Source organism: Prosthecochloris sp. (genome assembly GCA_015482705.2).
In the GTDB taxonomy this organism is placed as follows: Bacteria; Bacteroidota; Chlorobiia; order Chlorobiales; family Chlorobiaceae; genus Prosthecochloris.
Genome location: JADMLA020000021.1, coordinates 1 through 19,880, shown reverse-complemented (window position 1 = coordinate 19,880; position 19,880 = coordinate 1). Strand labels below are relative to the sequence as shown.

The window sequence follows — 19,880 nt, the reverse complement described above, 5'->3', positions numbered from 1 at the left end:
TCTGCGACTGTGACGGGGTGATTTTCCCGAAACACGGTCATCGATGATTGAACAAAACATTTGCCTGTTTCATTTCTACCGGTCTTTTTTTGCTTGAGCGATGGAGATGAGTGGGCATTTATTGTTCTGAGTCAAGAGAGTTATTGCGAACCACTAACAAGGAGGATATTTCGTGGAACAAAACTCCCTGGTAGCTACCGTCGATAAAGCATTGGTAATGAAGTGGATTGCTGAAAACGGAAGTGATGCTTCTGCGGCGGTTCCTTTGCTCCAGGCTGTTCAAAACGAGTACGGTTATTTGCCCAGAGAAGCAATGGATATCATTGTATCCGAAACCGACATCAGTGCCAGTCAGCTTTTTGGCGTTGCAACATTCTATTCCCAGTTTCGTTTGGACCCTGTCGGACGACATGTGATTAAAGTCTGCCATGGTACTGCCTGTCATGTCAGCGGTGCTGATCGTTTGAATACCGCACTTCGTCAAAGCCTTGGAATTACCGAAGAAGAAGAGGATACGGCTTCCAATGGAAGTTATACCATAGAGGATGTAGCGTGCATTGGGTGCTGCAGTCTTGCTCCGGTCATGGTTATCGGAGAGGAGACGTTCGGGAACCTCAAAGGAGCCGATGCGCAGAGAAGTCTGAAAAAACATGCGCGCAAGCATGGCGAGTTTCTTCCGGGTCATGGAGAAGAAAAGGGTGAAGCCGATGCTCCTCAAAAGAAGTCGTCCGATGTAAAGAAAAAGGAGGTTCAGCAATGAGTTCTCAGCAAGGAAAACCTTTGACGATCATTGTCGGTGAAGGGACCTGTGGTATAGCGGCAGGGGCCAAAGAGGTGTACAATACATTCAGGAGTATGGCACCCGATGCCGAGATGAAAACCGTTGGATGTGTCGGGATGTGTCATCAGGAAGTGATGGTTGAAATCATCGATGACAAAGGGGATGCATTTCTTTACGGAAAAGTCGATAAAAAAAATATTCCTTCGATTCTCGGCTTTCATCAGGGAGAGGGTGACCTTCAGACCGATCATCTGCTTCGTTCGAGTTTGTCGATGAATGGGGCTGATTATCTTACGCGTCAAACCAGAATCGTATTGCGCAACGTAGGGCAGATTGATCCGAAATCTTTCGAGGAGTATCGAAAGCGGGGTGGATACAAAGCTGTTGAAAAAATGCTCGAGGAAGGAATGACTCCGGAACAGGTCATCGAAGAAGTGAAAACCGCGGGTATACGCGGCAGAGGCGGGGCAGGATTTCCTACAGCCGTGAAATGGAACTTTGCACGTTCTGCGGAAGGAGAAGAAAAATACCTTATTTGCAACGGTGACGAGGGAGATCCGGGGGCATTCATGGACCGCTCGTTGCTTGAGGGAGATCCTCATAGCGTTCTTGAAGGAATGCTTGTCGCGGCGTATGCTATCGGGGCTACCAAAGGGTATGCATATATCCGTGCGGAATATCCTCTCGCCGTCGAACATTTCGGTAAAGCGATCGAGGATGCCCGCGAGGCAGGATTTCTCGGGAAAAACATCCTGGGGTACGGTTTTGATTTCGATGTCAGAATCAAACAGGGTGCAGGAGCTTTTGTTTGCGGTGAAGAAACCGCTCTGATCGCTTCTATCGAGGGTAAGCGTGGAATGCCCCGTATTCGTCCGCCTTTTCCGGCGGTTAAAGGTTTGTTTGGGAAACCGACGATTATAAACAATGTCGAAACTCTTGCCAACCTTCCATGGATTATAGAAAACAGCGGCTCGGCATATGCTGATATCGGTACCGAACAATCCAGAGGAACCAAAGTGTTTGCCCTTGCCGGAGCTATTAAAAGGGGAGGACTCGTCGAGGTTCCCATGGGCATGACCATTCGGCAGGTGCTCTATGATATCGGCGGCGGTTCATCCACCGGGTATCCGATAAAAGCGGTTCAGCTTGGCGGTCCCAGCGGGGGTTGTATTCCGGAATCGCTGTTCGATACACCCATCGAGTATGAAGCTTTGAATGCAACAGGTGCGATCATGGGATCGGGTGGCATGATCGTCATGGATACCAAATCCTGCATGGTCGATATAGCCCGGTATTTCCTTGAGTTTACCCAGATTGAATCGTGTGGTAAATGTACATTCTGCAGAATCGGAACTCTTCGCATGAAAGAGCTGCTCAGTAGAATCTGTGATGGAGAAGGAACGATGGAGGACATCGATACGTTGGAAGAAGTTGCCCACCAGGTAAAATCGTCCAGCCTTTGTGGCCTTGGACAGACCGCACCGAATCCGGTCCTGACGACGCTGAAGTATTTCCGGGAAGAATACATCGCTCATGTAGAAGAAAAACGTTGTCCTGCCGGCGTCTGTAAGGGTCTTATAACCCATACCATCATGCCGGAATCCTGTACGGGGTGTTCGATTTGTCAACGGTACTGCCCGGTGGATGCGATAACCGGTGTTGTTAAAAAGCCCGAGACCTGGGTGATTGACATGGAACTTTGTATTAACTGCGGTATGTGTGTCGAGGTCTGTAACTCCGACGCTATTCAGGTTCAATAATACCTGAAACCTGAATGCATATACAAACGCTATCTGAAACGACCAATTAAGGTGATTAATCATGAGTGAGATCGTTACCGTTACCCTTAATGATAAAGAAGTTCAAGCTTCTGCCGGAGATACTATTCTTACCGTTGCAAAGGCCAACGGCATTCACATTCCGACATTCTGTCACGATGACCGGTTGAAGCCATACGCTTCCTGTTTCCTCTGTGTGGTGGAAGTTGAAAAAGCGCGGGGGCTGTTGCCTGCCTGCAGTACGCAGATCACACCGGGAATGGTAATCCGGACAGACAGTGAAAAAGTCACAAAAGCGAGAAAGATGGCTCTGGAGCTGATGCTTTCCGACCATGTAGGCGATTGTGTCGCTCCTTGTGAAGCTACCTGCCCGGCACATGTCGATATTCAGGGATATATTGCCCACATAGCCAACGGCAACCCCGAAGCGGCGGTAAGGCTTATTAAAAAGTCGAATCCACTGCCGGTTGTTTGCGGCAGGATCTGCCCTCACCCCTGTGAATCGCAATGCCGCAGGGGGCTGGTTGACGAGCCGGTATCGATCAATCCGCTGAAGCGTTTTGCAGCGGAATACGAGCTGCAGAACGGGGCGTTTTTGCCTGAAACAGCTCCGGACACGGGAAAGCGCATCGCAATTGTCGGTGGCGGACCTGCCGGGTTGAGTGCGGCATATTATCTGCGCCAGATGGGACATGCTGTTGTGCTTTTCGAGGCCCTTCCGGAACTGGGCGGGATGGTACGGTATGGAATACCCAGATTCCGGTTACCGTGGGATCTGCTCGATAATGAGATTCAGGCGATTCTTGATCTTGGCGTCGATGTGCAAACCGGGAAAAAGCTCGGTGAAGATTTTACCATCGCCAGTTTGAAAGAAGATGGTTTCGATGCCGTTTTGCTGGCTATCGGTGCTCATCTGGCAAAACCGATGAGAGTGCCCAATGATGATGCCGAAGGAGTAATCGGGGGGATTGATTTTCTACGGAAGGTTGTGCTGAAAGAGCCTGTCGAAGTCGGTAAGAACGTAGCGGTCATCGGAGGTGGTGATACAGCGATGGACTGTGCCCGTGTAGCACGCCGTCTCGGTGCGGAGGTGACACTGCTGTACAGGCGGACTCAGGCTGAAATGCCGGCATTACCGATGGAGCAGGAAGAGACCATGGAAGAAGGCGTCGAATTCCGTTTTCTGACAGCGCCGACCGAAGTTGTTCTCGATGGCGATGGCCGGGCGTCTCATCTTCGGGTAATTTCGATGAAACTGGGAGATCCCGACGAATCTGGGCGGCGACGTCCTGTTCCGATCGAAGGATCTGAAGAAGATCTGCCATTCGATCTGATCATCAGTGCGATCGGTCAGGATCCTGATGTATCGTGTATACAGGAAGACGCTGAAAAACCGGAAACGACACGCTGGAACACCTTCGTTTACGATGAAAACACAAACGTAACCACTCGGGAAGGAGTCTTTGCAGCAGGTGACTGTGCATTTGGTCCCAATACGGTTATACGGTCGGTTGGAGAAGGGCAGCGCGCCGCAAAAGCGATCAACCTCTATTTGGCAGGTGCGGATGTAGAGCTGAAAAACGAGTACGCCATTTCTCTCGGCCGAATTGAAGAACTGGAGATGGAGGATTTCGCACCCCGCTACACCCACAAGAAAAGGGTCGAGGATACGGTCTTTCCATCCGAAGAACGGTTGAAAGACGGGGGATGGGACGCTATCAACAAAGGTCTGGATGAGATACAGGCAATGGCCGAGGCATCACGTTGTATAGAATGCGGTTGTAATGCCCGTTTTGATTGTGATCTGAGAAAGTATGCAACCGAGTATGGTGCCGATGAGAAGCGTTTTACAGGTGAAAAAAGAAAATACAACGACGACACCCGCCACCCACTCATAAAAATCGAGGGTGATAAATGCATTACCTGTGGAAGCTGTGTGAGGGTCTGCCTCGAGGTCAGGGGGATAGGTGCATTGAGTTTTATCGATCGTGGTTTTGGAACGAGGGTTGGTCCTAATTTCGATGATCCCCTGCAGTTGACCGGCTGTGATGCATGCGGTATGTGCATCGATGTCTGTCCTACGGGAGCGCTTGCACCGAATACCGGAAAAGAAGCTGGGCCGTGGGTGGCAGTGGAGACCATGACTACCTGTACCTCGTGCAGTAGAGGGTGCGGCCTGAACGTGGCTACGGCAGAAGAGCGGGTGGTCAGGGTGACAAGTGTTGATGGAGATCCGGTCAACAATGCGGTCATCTGTGCAGAAGGACGATTCGGCTATCAACTTCTCGACGGTAAGGAGAGCCAGGTAGATCAGTCGTCGGTGGAGGATGCAAAGGAGATTCTTGCAGCAGCAGGAGAACTCGCTGTTGTGATATCACCAAGGCTTACCATAGAGCAAACCTATGCAGCCGCATGTCTTGCGAGAAGCTTCAACGGAAAGCTTTTTTATCTTCTCGATGAACATACGGACTCCGAGGTGAAGCGTCGGGGAGAATACGGCAAAAAAACGGGAGAGGCCAATGTCGCACTTCTGGAGCGACTGCAGGCAACGGACTTGAAAAAAGGAGAATCGCTGAGCGCAGATACTGTGCTTCTTGTCGGGACGGAGATCGAAACAACGGATGGCCAGAGAGTGATCGAGGTCAACCCTTCAAAAGGAAATGCCGATGCATATTTTGTGCTTCCTCATCCTTTACGGACCGAAGGCATGATGATCAATCGTGACGGTGATCTTGGTATCGTTCGAGCAGTCCTTCCCAAGTCAGATCACGAGCTTGATTGCCATGTCCTGCTTGCCGAGCTGGCTGGAGAGAAGTCGTTGGCTGCGCTCGATACTTTGCGCAATCAGCTTGCAGATAAGATCGAGGAGTTGTCAATGATCAGAAGCCCTGAACATGCAGAGCGATTGCGCAGGTCGGGTCTCGAGCCTGTACTCAAAAGCGTTGTGACGGATAGCAGGGAAAGGGCCTTTGCCGAACACTTGAAGGCTATCGGGATGTATGAGCACAAATGTCAGTGCAGTTGCAGCTGAGCATTTGTGAAAGCGCATATTTTTCTTGTTGGATAGATGCGAAAGTTTTTTTACAGTCCAGTTGTAACGTTATGATGATTTATGATTTTTATTGCTGACTACGGCGCCGGGAACCTGCGTTCAGTACAGAAAGCATTCGAGTATCTTGGAGTGAAAACAATAGTGAGCAGTGATGCATCACTGTTGGTGAACTATGAAAAAGTGCTGGTTCCCGGTGTTGGTGCATTTGGCCACGCGATACGTTCATTCAACGCTTCGGGTTTCAGCGAAGCACTGTCAGAGCATATCGATAAAGGCCGTAAGGTGCTTGGTATATGTCTCGGTATGCAGTTGTTTTTGTCACAGAGTGAAGAGAGAGGGATGCACAAAGGCCTTGATTTTGTGCCGGGAAAAGTTGTTCGTTTCAAGAGCGATACCGAAAAGGTTCCGCAGATAGGGTGGAATTCGGTGGCTTTCAGCAAAGAAAGTGTTTTGTTCGAGGGCATACCGGACAACTCTTTTTTCTATTTTGTGCATTCCTATTACTGTGAGCCCGAACATGAAGAAGACATAGCGGCAACGACCTTGTTCGCAGGAAAGAATTTTTGTTCAGCCATAGAAAAAAATGGTATTTTCGCTCTACAGTTTCATCCTGAAAAAAGTTCAGATGTAGGGTTGAAAGTGCTTGAAAACTTCGCAAAATGCTAAATTGAGCGGATTGTCAGGCGTCGATGATAAAGACTAAAGGGGGCGTAAAAGCGCCCGGTTTAGATAGTACTAATTGGTAAATGTCCAGAGAGAAGTAATATGTTGATTATTCCGGCTATAGATATAAAGGAAGGAAAATGTGTCAGACTTACCCGCGGGGAGTTCGACAAAAAGAAGATTTATCTTGACAATCCTTGCGACATGGCGATTATATGGCGAAAGCAGAACGCTAAAATGATCCATGTCGTCGATCTTGATGCAGCATTGACCGGCAAGCCGGTAAATTTCGAGAAGATTAAGGAGATTGTCACGACACTCGATATACCCGTGCAGGTTGGCGGTGGGATCCGTTCTTTTGAAACAGTTGCACAATACCTTGAAATCGGTGTCAGCAGGGTCGTAATCGGATCAGCGGCTGTAACGAATCCTGAGCTTGTCGAAGAGCTGCTCAAAAGGTACTCGTCATCGCAGATTGTGGTGGGTATCGATGCTCAAAACGGTGTTCCCAGAATCAAAGGGTGGACCGAGAGCAGCGGAATGAAAGATTACGAGCTCGCTCTTGAAATGAAAAAACGAGGTGTTAAGAGAATTATTTACACCGACATATCCTGTGACGGCATGATGCAGGGAGTTGGCTTCGATAGCACCAAGCGTTTTGCAATGAAAGCGGGAATGAAGGTTACTGCATCGGGTGGGGTAACAAATTCCGAAGACTTGAAAAAGCTGCGTGAGCTCGAGCAATACGGGGTGGACTCGGTCATAATCGGCAAGGCCCTTTACGAAACCAATTTTCCATGTCAGAAGCTCTGGTACAATTATGAGAAGGGTATGGACATCGACCGTAACTTTTCATCAGCTTTGAAAAAAGAGTGTTGTTCCTGATCTGTAGTTAATCAACAGGCCTTCGGGAACGCAATCATACCGGGAGCGACATGCCGCAAAAAGATCCTTCCACTGAACAAAAGATAGAGGCGGTGATCTTTGCCTCCGAGGAGTCGATATCCCCACAGGACATCAGGCAGGTACTCGAAGAAAAACTTTCTGCTGCTGAAATTGAAGCATGTGTCGAGAGGCTGAATGAAAGCTATGCCTCTGCAGGAAGGTGTTTCAGGATTGTCGGTATAGGAGGTGGGTTCCGTTTTTTGACGCTCCCTGAACTCGAGCCCACTCTGAAGAAAATGTTAGCTCCTAAGATCCAGAGAAAACTTTCACAGTCCGCCCTTGAGGTTCTTGCCGTTATTGCCTACCGGCAACCGGTTACCAGAGGAGAAATTCAGCAGGTTCGAGGCGTCAGCCCCGACTATGCCGTAAACAAGCTACTCGAGCGTGGCTTTATCGATGTTCGGGGTAGAGCGGATACTCCCGGAAAACCTCTTTTATACGGAACAACAAAGGAGTTCCTGGATTTTTTCAGTCTTCACTCACTCGAGGATCTTCCCAAACTCAGGGAGATCAAGGAGCTTGTTCAGGATAAGGAGATACAGGACTACCTCGCGTCATCAGAAGAAACAACGTTTAATGAAGAAACATAATACGCTCACTTCCGAAACGAATTCCAACACAGCGATACGAATCAATAAATACCTCGCACTGTGCGGGGTAGCGTCGAGGCGTGCAGCCGACAGGCTTGTCGAAAGCGGGCAGGTAATGGTGAACGGTAGCATCGAGAGGACTCCGGGAATCACTGTACGTCCTGGGACGGATGAAGTTGTTGTCGGGGGTAAGATTCTTGCTTTGCCTGAAGAAAAAAAAGTGTATATTTTGCTGAATAAGCCCAGAAATTATATCACGACAAACCGGGACGAGAAGAACCGTGAAAAGGTTCTCGACCTGGTGGATGTCAGGGAGCGAGTCTTTCCGGTCGGTCGACTGGACAGAAAAACTACAGGATTGCTCCTCCTCACCAACGACGGTGAATTGGCGCATCGCCTGATGCATCCTTCATCGGGTGTGGACAAGGAATACCTGGCGGAACTGGATGTACCCTTTCAGGTAAAGCAACTACCTGTACTTACCGGGGGGATGCGTTTGAAAGATACCGGAGAAAAAACGAATCCGTGCAAAGCGAAAATCCTTCAGGGAGGCTTGCAAGTCTTGGTAACCTTGCATGAAGGCAAGAATCATCAGGTCAGAAGGATGTTCCGGTCACTGGGCTATGAGGTGAAAAAGCTTGACAGAACAGCCTATGCAGGATTGCGGGCGGGAAAACTTCGCAGAGGGGAGTGGCGTTACCTGACTTCCGGCGAAGTCGAACAGCTCAAGCAGGGAGGCGCTTCACCTTGAACGGTTATTAATGTACAAGTATTTCTTTGGTTATGAGTTTATCTTCTTTTCTTTCGCGGCATCATGTAGTTGCCGCGCTTTTTTTTATTGTTTTTTGCAGTATACCCCACTTTTTACCTGCTTCTGTGTTTGCCGAAGACGATATTCAGGCCCTTTTTGATCAAAGTGATATGCCCGGCGATATCGAGCAGCTTCTTTACGAGCTCGAGAAACTGAAAAAACAGAAGATTCCTGTCAATACGGCAACTGCTGAAGATCTTCTCCTGATACCTTTTCTTACGCCAGATGATGCCCGAAGCATTATACTTTTTCGTGAAGAGAACGGGCAATTGACAGCGGCGGAACAGCTTGACGAAGTTCTAGGGACAGATATGGCAAGACGGATTGCACCATACCTTTCGTTCACACCGGTAACGATGAAAGCACGGGAAGAAAAAGCCGGGATAAGCGGTGTCTGGTACAGCAGGTATTTCAGTGAAATCCCGGAAAGGCAGGGAATAGCTGCTGGAAAATACAGGGGTGATAATTATAAACTCTATAACCGGCTGTCTGTCACCTATGACGAGATAACCCTCAACGGGGTTATGGAGAAAGATGTCGGAGAACCGGAGATCGATGATTTTACCTCTCTCAGCATGGTTTATAACGGTTCAGGAGCGGTAGAGCAGTTTATCGTTGGAAACTACACCGTTGCGATAGGTCAGGGATTGCTGTTCGGCCAGAGTAGGTATTTTTCAAAAGGAGTCGATCCTCTCGGGGTAAAACTGTCAGGACGCCGACTGAAGGCCTATGCTTCAAGTGCAGAGAACGGGTTTATGCAGGGAACAGCGGTATCGTTCGATCTCAAGCCGTTCAGACTTACGACCTTTTATTCCAGCAATGAAGTCGATGCTACGATAAAGGACGGAGTGGTGACGACAATTCGAACATCGGGGTATCACCGAACGGACAGCGAAATCGACCACTGGGATAATGTGACGGAGAAAGTCCTGGGTATGAACCTGCTCTATACCTTTCGTTCAGGGGAAACCTTCGGCAAAGTCGGCGGGACATGGGCTCGGTACGACTATTCCGTTCCGCTTGAAGCAACAGGTGGTAACACGGGATGGGAGGATATGGGAAGCATCGAAGCGGATGTACTGATAGGAAAGGTCAACGTTTTTGCTGAAGCGGCGATGACGGGAAAGGATGGAAATGTTTCCTGGATCGGTGGTGTAGACTACCCTATAACATCAGGTATTCGGACCGTACTGGCGGTGAGAGACTATCACGATGCTTTTTTCTCACCTTTTGCCGGTGCGTTTGCCGAACGTGCCGACGATGCAGCGAACGAAGAAGGGTATTATATCGGACTCGAAGCTGATATACTGAAAAACCTGCATGTAGGGGCTTACTACGATATCTTCAGGTTTCCCGAACTCAGCAGTCGCTACAGGTTGCCATCGACAGGTGATGAATCGAAGCTGTTTCTGACCTGGAAGCAGTCGCCGGTTTTCACGACGGAATTGCTCCTCCAGAACCAGTACAAAGAAGAGGCCAAAAAACTTTTTGACGGGACGGGACTCGAGTATTATCAGCCGGTTCCGTTCACATCGAACAAAGCCCGTCTTGACCTGATCGGAAAAGTATCTCGTAACCTGACGCTCAGGACAAGGGGAGAGATCAAGTTTGTCGAAGGAGAGTATCCTGCCGGTGATGAAAACTCTGATGGCTGGTTACTCTACCAGCAAGCAGTCCTGAAAAAAGGACCTCTTGCTTTCAAAGCGAGGTATACCCGTTTTGAAACAGATGATTACGACTCTGCGATCTATGTCTACGAAGATGACCTGCCGCTCGTCTTTACCCTGAAATCGTACTATGGTAAAGGAGAGGCATTCTTCGCGCTGCTATCCTATGATCTCTGGAAGAATTTCGAGCTGACCGCCCGATATGCGAAAACATGGTACGACGATCGTGATGCTTACGGCAGCGGTAACGATAGGCGGGACACCAGCGCCCCTGCATCGTATCACCTGGGCTGTGCTTTGAGGTTTTAAACACTGCCAAACAGCTTTCTTCATCGACCAGGAGGTTTGACTGAGACCGATGTTTTTTTGCGCTAAAAAAATGCAAATTATTTACAACGTCCCCTGGTATGTCCCTAGTATGTGTTTTTTGAGGAGTACACGAAAACAAATTATATTTTTTTTTAGGCTTATGGGTAAACCGGTATTAAAGAGCCGATGATGTTAAACAGGAGGAGGTTTATGAATCTTGATAAAATAGCAAGTGAAGCATTGCGGTTGAATCCAAGAGAGAGAGCAGTCCTTGCAGAAGCTATATGGGAAAGTCTCGAGGACCCCTATTTTATTCCGAATGAAATGTCGGAAAAAGAAGCCCTGGCCTTGGCGAAGCAGCGTGAAAAAGAAATCGCACAAGGGAAAGCTGTACCGCTGTCACATAAAGAACTGATGGATCGGCTGCGGAAATGAGAGTAGAGTATCATCCGGCAATCGAGATTGAGTTACGTGAGATAGTCAAGTATTATAATGCCTGCTCCAAAGAGTTGGGAAGTGCTTTCCTCGATGAATTCGAAAAGCAGGTACTGAGAATTGCTGCCATGCCTACCCGTTGGATGATTGTCGAAGGTGATATAAGACGATCATTGATGAGGCGCTTTCCCTACATTATATATTTCTGCGTGTTGGAATCCGATACGATTCGAGTCACGGTGATCAAACATCAGCGAAGACGCCCTGAATATGGTCGAAGCAGGAGTTAATACTATACAATAGTGGTTCAAAAGACTCTCTCCATCGGCCAGATGATCAAATTCTAACTACTTTTTATAAGGCGCTCGAGAAGAATATCCTCCACATTCTGTCGGCTGTCGTGAACAGAAAGAACGTTGAACTGTGTATCTTTGATCCGATAGATTATTCTCCAGGGGGAGATAAGGAGCTCTCTGTAAAGAAAAATGCCTTGGGACTGTAATTCAGGAACAATTCTTCCCCTTTCCGGGTAGTTTTTCAATTCAGAGGCTTTTTTGCAGATTTCCGTCACTATCTTCGAAGCATTTTCCGGATTTTCTCATGCTATGAAGTCTATGACTTCCTTCAGGTCATATTCAGCAGAGGCAGCCCGGAAAATATCATACGACGAATTCATGATTGCTTTTTCAGCAGGTTTTCAAGATCGTTGGAAGACCGTCTCTTGTGACCTTAAGTTTCCTTTGCGGATGTTGTCTTCACCGATCGCAAGTATTTTCAATAGTCCCAAAGCATTCTGCATCTCTTCATAGCTTTTCGGATCTTGCAGTACTGCTCTCGGTTCACCGTTCTGTGTGATGATTATCGGCCTGTGCGTGTCGTTGATCTGGTCCAGCAAATCAGCCACCTTTGCCTTGAGATAGGTGACGGGTTTTATGTCATTAGTTATATGCATAGGTGTTCTTCCTGATCGGATATCGTATGAAATTCGGTCTGAAAAAAGATTGGTTAGTCATTCCCCTGTGAATAATTCTTTTGTCGCAAAGCGTTCATGAATGGATGGCAAGCGCTTTTAGGGCTATGGTCAATAGTGCTGATTTGTATGGATTGTTATGAACGTCTCTGATTATAAAGTGCAAATTATTTACAACGTCCCCTAGTGTTTTTTTGAAAAGGGTTGATGTATTTTTATTGAAAAATACGGATAGTATTGCTAATGTGTAATTGTCAGGAATATTGATGGTTATGAAGTGTGGGAGCGAACTTTTGTGAGTTCTTGGTGGGGTTGTAAAGGTTGAGATGGAAAGATATTTGGGCGGTTAGTGTAGAAAAAACGTTCATGGGGCGGCGGATGTCCCATACTCCCTCGTATACTGGTGCTGTAACCAAAAAACAGTAAAGGGATGAAGCAGTCTCGACCTCCACTTGTGCGCATGTATTTTCTCGACGAGCAGTTGAGAAACAATAAATACCCGAACTGTACGTCGCTGGCTTCGTATTTCGAAGTTCACCGGAAAACAATCCAGCGGGATGTCGAGTACATGCGCGATATGCTCCGGGCGCCCATTGAATACGATAAAAAGAAGAAAGGGTACTTTTATCGTGAAAAATGGCTCTTTCTTCCATCCGCGTTTCTCGAACAGGATGAAGCCGAAGCGCTCAAAGCAACGAAAAAGGTTCTCTCTCAATACCGGGGGACACCCTACTACAATGAGGTCAGCCGGGCTCTCGACAAGGTGTTGCAGTATCTTCCCGGGACGCTTGGCGAGAGTGAATTCTTCAGCATTTACTCCTTCGAGCAGCCAGCAGGTACTCACGATGTTTCGCGTCATTTCATTACTCTCGAAGACGCAATCCGCCAGAGATTGAAGGTCCATGTCGCCTATGACGCTCATTCAAGCGGAGCGGTGACGGAGCGGACGATACACCCTTTTCGATTGCACTACTCACACGGAGCTCAGACATGGTATCTCGTGGCTCACTGCGAGCTTCGCAAGGATATCCGCACATTCGTGGTCAGCAGAATCAAAAAGCTGCAGTTGCTGAAAACACATTTCAACATACCGGCTGACTTTTCAGTTGACGAGTTCCTGTCGAAAACATTCGATCAGGTTGTCGGCGAAACGGAACAGACGGTATCCGTTCGCTTTTCAGCCTATCAGGCCCCCTGGATCAAAGAAAGGCAGTGGCACCCTTCTCAGCAGATAACAGAGCATGACGATGGAAGCATCACCGTTCATTTCCGGGTCAGCGGTCTCGATGCAATCAAACGCTGGGTCATGCGCTACGGCAAAGAAGCCGAAGTGCTAGAACCGCAGGAACTGCGGGATATGGTTAGGAGCGAGGTTCGGGAGATGGGGGTGGTGTATGGTTAGGAATCACCTGTCCGATATAATATCAATGTGTTATTGCAAAATATAATCATCAATAATACAGCAATGAGACTTAAGTTAACACTACGACAGCAAAGGCCGGTAGAGCGAATCCCCCTTAATTACAGCTACCACATGGCCGCTACGATATACAGTACCCTTACCCGGTCATCAGATGAGTATGCAACTAAATTGCATGATCGTGGGTATGCTCCGGAAGGTAGCCGGCAAAAATTCAAATATTTCACCTTTTCAAACCTTCAGATTCCAGTTCGCAAAATTGAGAACGATGAGATTGTTTCCCGTTCACGGCAAGTAACGTTCTATCTCTCGTCGCCGAAGGAAGAGTTTCTCCAGCATCTGATTCTCGGCCTGTTTGCCGAAGGGTCATTGCGGATTCACAATGCATTGTTCGGCAAAGAGTGTATCGAGAAACTTTCCGAACCGGAGTGGTCGGAAAGTATGACTTTTTCCATGCTTTCGCCTCTTGCAGTTTCAGCGTATCGTGATCCATCAACGGGCATGAACACAAAGGAATATCTACGTTATGACGATGAACGTCTGTCGAACGTTCTTTTGCACAACCTTCAGGCTAAGTATCTCGGTCTATTTGGTTGTGAACCTCCTGAGAATGGTGCTCCCTTTTCTGTTAGGTTTGAAGCAGAGTATCTGAACCGGGTCCGGGAGAAAGGCAGGAGCGTGGAAAAGCTGATTACATCAAAGACTCTAACGGCAGAGAGACCAGGGTCAAGGCGATCCAATGTCCCTTTACGGTTACCGGTCATCCCGAATTGGTCAAGGTCGGCTATGAATGCGGATTCGGGGAGAACAATTCAATGGGGTTCGGAATGGTGAAGGTTAGCTCATGAACAATACGATTTGTTCGAAAAAACATCTTGTTCGATAAAAAATAAACATAGGGTTTTCCTATGAACAAAATCAAGTGGGTATGGTTGGACTTTCAAACAAGGAAGAACAACTAAAGCGTTTGAAATACTTTGTGTGCTATTTCAAGTGAAACAGTTTTGATGATTGTTATAAAACTAATTCTATGTACTACATCGTTAGATATTCCGGTCCTTTTGGATTTATAAAGCCGTGGACTGCTGTTAGAGATAGCGAGACGTTTAGTCAACAGTTTTTAACTCCCTCAATAGTTACAGGGATTGAGCGAAAGCTTTTTCCTGAATTGCTCGAAGATGATGATGGTGAAATAAAAAAGATTGTCGGTCATCGTCTGAGCTATAAGCAGATATCTCAACAACAAGAACAAATTCAACCGCGAGGTTGGAACGAGAAAGGCACAAGAAACAACAAATCTTATGAACGCCCTTATGCAATATTGGTTCGAGGCGTTATGCTGGAGCCTGTTTTGTTTCTTGCTTTTCAAAATTCGAATGATGCCAAGATAGCAACAAAACAGCATATTTGTCTTTCGAGAAATGAAGATCTTCTTTATCCGAGTGATGAAATATTAGAGGTGAGTAAAGAAGAATTTGATTCTGATGAAAGTTTGTTTTCTGGATTTGAGCTGATCTTTGAAAAGAATGAACAATCATTTCTCGTAGGATATAACAGATATAAGCAAAATGAAAAAATGTTCGGGTATATAAAGATTGTAGGAACGCCTGTGAAAAACAATTATTGATATGGAATGGGTTTGTTCTCACATAAAAGCTAAAGGATATCCTGAAGAAACCACGTTACACGAACATTTGCTTTTGGTTGGCAATGTTGCAGAAAAGATTGCGATCTATTCAAACATGAGTCCACAAATCGCAAGACTTGGCGCAATTCTGCACGATATTGGGAAGGCAAGCACGGTGTTTCAGCAACGTTTAACCGAAAAGAAAAAACCTGATACCCCGTTTCGTCATGAAATTGCCTCTTGTTTTTTCATTTCTTTATTTGATAAAGAATTCCATCCTGTATTGATTGAGATGGTTATTGCACATCATAAATCTATTGCAGAAGATGCCAGAAGAAAAGGTATTCTTGATTTGATTGAGGATCGTGATAACACTTTCGAACTGCATTGTAAAGATTGGGAATTATGGAAAAATGATGCGCTTAAACTTCTTTCTGCTTTTGGAATCGCTGTTTGCAACATCAGCTTAGAAGACGCACAAGCGTCTTACGATGAGGTGGCTGCGTACTGCGAAGACGTTGTTCTTGAGCGAGGTTATTCTGAATGGCGCGGCCTTTTAATGGCTGCTGACCACTTTGCTTCCGCACTTTCCGATAAGACGGATGACTATCTTGAAAGAATTTTTAAACACCCAAAGCTTGATTTCTATAATCGCAGACACCAGCTTTATCCGCTCTCATTAAAAAGCGCTTCTTCTGGAGAAAAGCATACGATGGTTGTGGCCTCCACCGGCGCAGGGAAGACGGACTTTTTGTTCAGAAGATGTAAAGGGCGGATATTTTATACCTTGCCATTTCAAGCCTCCATCAATGCCATGTATAAGCGTGTGAAAAATGATCTTTCAACGGATAACCCCGATATGGATATTCGCTTACTCCATGCGGCTTCAAAAATTGTATTGGAAGGCAAATCCAGAGAAGAAAAAATTATTCAAGGCCATGTCGGTGCTGCCGTAAAAGTTCTCACGCCTCACCAAATCGCAGCAATTGCATTCGGCACAAACGGTTACGAAGCCATGATTATGGACATCAAAGGCTGCGATGTCATTTTGGATGAAATTCACACCTACACCGAGGTGACGCGAGCAATTGTGCTGAAGATCATTCAGGTGCTTAAACATCTCGGCTGCAATATTCATATCGGGACGGCGACCATGCCGAAGCTGCTTTACAACCGCATTATTGATTTGCTCGGAAAAGAAAATGTACTGGAAGTGCAGCTGGAGGAGAATGAGCAGGAACAATTCAATCGGCACATCATTCATAAAATCGACAGTTGGGAGATCGCTGCTGAGGTCGTCGCACAATCGGTAAATGAACAGAAAAAAGTTCTGGTTGTTTGCAATCGGGTCAAAGCAGCGCAAGAAAAGTATACCAGGCTTAAGAGACTATTCCCCGAAACACCGATTCTCCTGATTCACAGCCGATTTACCAAAGGCGATAGAGATGAAAAGGAACGCCTGTTGCTCGGGCTTGCCGAAGACGGCAAGCCCAACGGCCATTTTAACTCTTCTACTGAGGCATGCATTGTGGTTGCAACACAAGTCGTCGAGGTTAGCCTGGATCTCAGTTTTGACGTTATGGTTACGGAAGGAGCGCCCTTGGATGCGCTTATTCAACGGTTTGGCCGGGTAAATCGCAGGAGAACGAAAGAGACTATCGGCACATATAAACCCGTTTATGTTTTGCCGCCACCCGAAAACGATAAAGAAGCAAAACCCTATGACATTGAACTTATCAATCGTAGTTATGATGTTTTGCCAAATGGTGAGGTGTTGGAAGAAAAATCATTGCAGGGGAAAATAGATGACGTTTTTACCGAGATCGATTTTTTAACAATCGAAGAACATTCCGTTTTCAAAGAGACGGGCAAATGGAGCATTGATAAGCTCACGCATAATAGCAAAGCAATTCTTCTTGAGTTATTGGATATTGATAGTGTGAGCTGTATTCTTGAGGCCGATAGGGAGGTTTATGTGCAGGCAAATTATGAGGATCGTTATAAAATGGAGATTCATACAAGATATTATGTCGTTAAAGATCTTCAGCAATTCAAGGATGAATACAGCTCGTCTCCTTTTATTATTCCAGATAAAGCATATAGCAGAGATTTAGGCCTTATTGAAGACTTAGCTAAACCGGAAAATTATAATGTTGAATACTCATTTTTATAAGGTGTTATGATAGCGATAACAGTCGGTCGAACATTTTTGAATGCATATAATGAGAGATTTGAGGAAAATCTTTCAGCAAAAGAATTTTTTGATAAAGTTTATTTCGAATACTTTTTCAATCATCCTAAATACATGCAGTGGATTACAAACTCACCGTTTGTACAAATGAAATCTGGTCAAAAACCCCATTTACTACAACCTGAGGAACGATTCGAAAAATTAGCAAATTTACATCAAAAAATTTCCGGTGGTGAAAAGGATGCAAGCATTGCTATTGGATTTCCTGCGGCTGAGGAAAAGGAATTCGCTACAACCTCCGGGTTGGTTACCGATATTGAGTTCCAGATTGAAGAAGAAGATCTCTATTTGTCCTGGATTGGCGGTGGCTTGGGTATCGGGGTTGCAGGAGGTTATTCTGTTTTTTTTAACGAGCCGGAAATTTTGATAAAACTTTACGAAGGCTGGAAAATTTACAGGAAATACCTGAACGATCCAACGTTACAAAACCTTAAAGGCAATCAAATCAATACATGGAATGGGCAATGGTTGAATTTTGCTTACAGAAAACGATTTCGTGAAGATTTTGATTTTGCACGACTTCATGCACAAAATGTGTTTTCCGTTAATGATAAAGTGATTGAAGTCAATACAATAAACTGGAGTGAACTCTTTTTTAATATTTCAAATAAATTTCCCGCACACACTTTTAGCGGATATGTTTATAGCTTGGGTCAAACAAATAAAACGCTTGGGTTTTATCCTTTTTATTTTTCTCAAGCGAGGAAAATAACCGATTACTATAAAGTATTGTTCGGAGAACAAGTTGCATTAAATGATAGGCAAGCGTATGAGTCGCTTTTTGGGCTTCATATAAAGCGTGCTTGCGAATTAGGGTCAATCGGCTTGCAGGCTTTAGAGCCGAAATACTTGAGAAAATATTATGGCAAAGATTCTAACCTGAAAATGACTAAGCCTCGAGTGGCTCAAAAAAAAGGAGAGTCGGAAGAGGATTATGAAGTTAGGAAAAGCAGCGTTGAGCAAAAAGATTATGAAAACCTTATTACTTTCAGAACCTATAAAACATGGTTATTAGCGATGATAACAAAAAACAAGGAAGAATCCCTTAACTATACTGCCGAAGTTGCTAAAGCGCTTCATGAGTATAGAGAAGGCTCAACAAAGACTGATAGAAAAAATCTTATTCAGTCCGAACTTTTAGCTGCTAAAAATAAGAAGCCATTTTTAGACGCCCTAACAACGTTGATTAAAGATGTTCATGAAAGCAATCTTGAGATGTTCAAAAACCTGCGTGATAAAGTACATCTGATGTCAGCTGAGGATTTCGGCTACTTTGTCGTGCTACTCAAATTTGACTACGCCTATGCAGAGCGAGAAAGAAATTTATAAACCCTAAAAAAATGAATATGAGCACCATTTATGTTAGAACGCTCAAAAGAGCGGAGCATACCGTGTTTTGTGTTGCAGACGGGCAAAAATCATATTACGACCCTCAATTCAACCGCCGTATCCCCTATTCCAGCGGGCAACAGGTCAAACGCTCAATTCTTGAGGCACTCTCAAAAGAGTTGAATCAAGTTCCTTCTCCGACCACATTTTTATTTGATGTGGATAATAAGGGCGTGATGAAAGAAGGTGAAGTCTATGCATCTTGCGATCCGACATATTCAGACCAGCTATTCGGGGGCTGGATGAAAGCTGCAAAAGGCGGAAAAGATAGAACCTTAAAAAGAAGAAGCCCGCTTTCCATCTCGGCAATGAGAGGGCTGCATCCGTTGCTTTCAGGCGTTGATTCGGAAAATATTTCCTTTGACCGAAGTGACAGGCCAAACAATGAAGTTATTGTAAGGAATGATAAAGGAGAGACGTTAAGCGTAGAAGAAATTACAGAGCTTTTGCTTGGAAAAGACAGAAGCCTGAACAGAAAGTGGATTCCTGATAACAGAAGAGCGACGGGGCTTTTTGTTCAGGACATCGCGATTGATTTGCGCCGGTTGTTTTGCGTTTCTCTGAGCAAATTGGAACCAGAAATTACGGAAGAAACGGAAGCGCATTTGCGCCAAGCCGGATGGACGGAAGCTGAAACCGTTTTCGGTGCGTGTTTGCTTGCCCCGAGGGAAGAGCGTGAACGCTTGATTAAAGGGCTTGCTAACGCGATTATTAACTGGTCAATTACTTCAAACCAGGCGCGTACGTTCAGTTTGATGGAAACTTTGGCTATTTCTATTTCAGACAATGCGAATAAAATTGCCGGAAGCATTAGGGCAAAACTGAAGGAAGATGAAGAAAATAAAGCAGAGCCAATAATAGAAGAGGATATGGTGGGTGTTGAAACGTATGTCACTTTAGCTGCAGGTGGTTATATCAGAACGAAAAAAGAATCTGTTTATGCACTCGATGAAGCGGAGAAATCTTTGATTAAAAAAATGAGTGAGTTCGATTATGAGTATCAAATTGCCACAGCGTCATAAAATAACGCGGGATAACATAAATCATCTCCGATACATTTTGCCTTATGCCTTTCACGATCCCGACAAAACAGCCGTTTTATATCTTTTCGAACGGTGTTCTCCAGCGGAAGGAGAACACCATCTGTTTTGTGCCGTATGCAACGCAGGAAGAAGTGACGGTTGAATCAGAT

17 protein-coding genes and 2 pseudogenes are annotated in these 19,880 nt (G+C 45.9%); 17 read left to right on the top strand and 2 right to left on the bottom strand.

Annotation, left to right across the window (positions count from 1 at the left end; genetic code table 11):
* Positions 1-172 precede the first annotated feature (172 nt).
* The 10 genes from QZ209_RS04350 (at position 173) to QZ209_RS04305 (ending at position 11,321) form a co-directional block, all read left to right on the top strand.
* Positions 173-760, top strand: coding sequence for an NAD(P)H-dependent oxidoreductase subunit E (locus QZ209_RS04350; protein ID WP_294345025.1), 588 nt, complete (start codon positions 173-175; stop codon positions 758-760).
* Positions 757-2,541: an NADH-quinone oxidoreductase subunit NuoF gene (nuoF, locus tag QZ209_RS04345; protein ID WP_294345023.1), complete on the top strand. Its 1,785-nt coding sequence runs from the start codon at positions 757-759 to the stop codon at positions 2,539-2,541. The genes QZ209_RS04350 and nuoF overlap by 4 nt, the downstream gene beginning before the upstream one ends.
* Before the next feature lie 61 nt (positions 2,542-2,602).
* The gene (locus QZ209_RS04340) at positions 2,603-5,590 is read left to right on the top strand and encodes an NAD(P)-binding protein (RefSeq protein WP_294345021.1); all 2,988 of its coding nucleotides are present in this window, start codon (positions 2,603-2,605) and stop codon (positions 5,588-5,590) included.
* Positions 5,591-5,671: 81 nt separating this feature from the next.
* Entirely contained in the window at positions 5,672-6,277 is a 606-nt protein-coding gene (gene hisH / locus QZ209_RS04335) for an imidazole glycerol phosphate synthase subunit HisH (RefSeq protein WP_294345019.1), read from the top strand.
* 99 nt (positions 6,278-6,376) lie between these two features.
* Positions 6,377-7,159 carry a 1-(5-phosphoribosyl)-5-[(5-phosphoribosylamino)methylideneamino]imidazole-4-carboxamide isomerase gene (gene hisA, locus QZ209_RS04330; protein ID WP_294345018.1) on the top strand — a complete coding sequence of 261 codons (783 nt, stop codon included), beginning with the start codon at positions 6,377-6,379 and terminating at the stop codon, positions 7,157-7,159.
* Positions 7,160-7,209: 50 nt separating this feature from the next.
* Positions 7,210-7,809: an SMC-Scp complex subunit ScpB gene (gene scpB, locus QZ209_RS04325; protein ID WP_294345016.1), complete on the top strand. Its 600-nt coding sequence runs from the start codon at positions 7,210-7,212 to the stop codon at positions 7,807-7,809.
* Complete coding sequence (locus QZ209_RS04320) at positions 7,796-8,560, top strand: pseudouridine synthase (protein WP_294345014.1); 765 nt, start codon at positions 7,796-7,798, stop codon at positions 8,558-8,560. Before scpB ends, QZ209_RS04320 begins: the two co-directional genes overlap by 14 nt.
* 32 nt (positions 8,561-8,592) lie before the next feature.
* On the top strand, positions 8,593-10,596 hold the full coding sequence (locus QZ209_RS04315; RefSeq protein ID WP_294345012.1) for a helix-hairpin-helix domain-containing protein: 2,004 nt from the start codon (positions 8,593-8,595) through the stop codon (positions 10,594-10,596).
* Positions 10,597-10,806: 210 nt separating this feature from the next.
* Positions 10,807-11,031, top strand: a complete 225-nt coding sequence (locus QZ209_RS04310; RefSeq protein ID WP_287373871.1) for an addiction module protein — start codon at positions 10,807-10,809, stop codon at positions 11,029-11,031.
* Positions 11,028-11,321, top strand: coding sequence for a type II toxin-antitoxin system RelE/ParE family toxin (locus tag QZ209_RS04305; RefSeq protein ID WP_294345007.1), 294 nt, complete (start codon positions 11,028-11,030; stop codon positions 11,319-11,321). The genes QZ209_RS04310 and QZ209_RS04305 overlap by 4 nt, the downstream gene beginning before the upstream one ends.
* 53 nt (positions 11,322-11,374) lie before the next feature.
* On the opposite strand, the pseudogene QZ209_RS04300 reads toward QZ209_RS04305, so the two are convergent.
* Both QZ209_RS04300 and QZ209_RS04295 read right to left on the bottom strand, forming a co-directional pair.
* Positions 11,375-11,614: pseudogene (locus tag QZ209_RS04300) on the bottom strand (type II toxin-antitoxin system RelE/ParE family toxin); the annotation flags it as partial.
* 114 nt (positions 11,615-11,728) lie between these two features.
* On the bottom strand, positions 11,729-11,983 hold the full coding sequence (locus tag QZ209_RS04295; protein WP_294345005.1) for a type II toxin-antitoxin system Phd/YefM family antitoxin: 255 nt from the start codon (positions 11,981-11,983) through the stop codon (positions 11,729-11,731).
* A 448-nt stretch (positions 11,984-12,431) separates the two neighbouring features.
* Between QZ209_RS04295 and QZ209_RS04290 the strand changes: the two genes are divergently transcribed.
* The 7 genes and pseudogenes from QZ209_RS04290 to QZ209_RS04265 all read left to right on the top strand — a co-directional run bounded on the left by QZ209_RS04290 (position 12,432) and on the right by QZ209_RS04265 (position 19,710).
* Positions 12,432-13,403, top strand: a complete 972-nt coding sequence (locus QZ209_RS04290; protein ID WP_294345003.1) for a transcriptional regulator — start codon at positions 12,432-12,434, stop codon at positions 13,401-13,403.
* Between the two features lie 63 nt (positions 13,404-13,466).
* Positions 13,467-14,024: pseudogene (gene cas6 / locus QZ209_RS04285) on the top strand (CRISPR-associated endoribonuclease Cas6); the annotation flags it as partial.
* Positions 14,025-14,191: 167 nt separating this feature from the next.
* Entirely contained in the window at positions 14,192-14,269 is a 78-nt protein-coding gene (locus tag QZ209_RS12610; RefSeq protein ID WP_366515747.1) for a CRISPR-associated endoribonuclease Cas6, read from the top strand.
* 182 nt (positions 14,270-14,451) lie between these two features.
* Positions 14,452-15,048: a hypothetical protein gene (locus tag QZ209_RS04280; protein ID WP_265354161.1), complete on the top strand. Its 597-nt coding sequence runs from the start codon at positions 14,452-14,454 to the stop codon at positions 15,046-15,048.
* A 1-nt stretch (position 15,049) separates the two neighbouring features.
* Positions 15,050-17,221 (top strand): CRISPR-associated helicase Cas3', encoded by a 2,172-nt coding sequence (gene cas3 / locus QZ209_RS04275; protein WP_110024353.1) that lies wholly within the window; start codon positions 15,050-15,052, stop codon positions 17,219-17,221.
* Positions 17,222-17,227: 6 nt separating this feature from the next.
* Positions 17,228-18,628 (top strand): hypothetical protein, encoded by a 1,401-nt coding sequence (locus tag QZ209_RS04270; RefSeq protein ID WP_294344993.1) that lies wholly within the window; start codon positions 17,228-17,230, stop codon positions 18,626-18,628.
* A gap of 11 nt (positions 18,629-18,639) precedes the next feature.
* Positions 18,640-19,710, top strand: a complete 1,071-nt coding sequence (locus tag QZ209_RS04265; RefSeq protein WP_110024351.1) for a CRISPR-associated protein Cas7 — start codon at positions 18,640-18,642, stop codon at positions 19,708-19,710.
* Positions 19,711-19,880 lie beyond the last annotated feature (170 nt).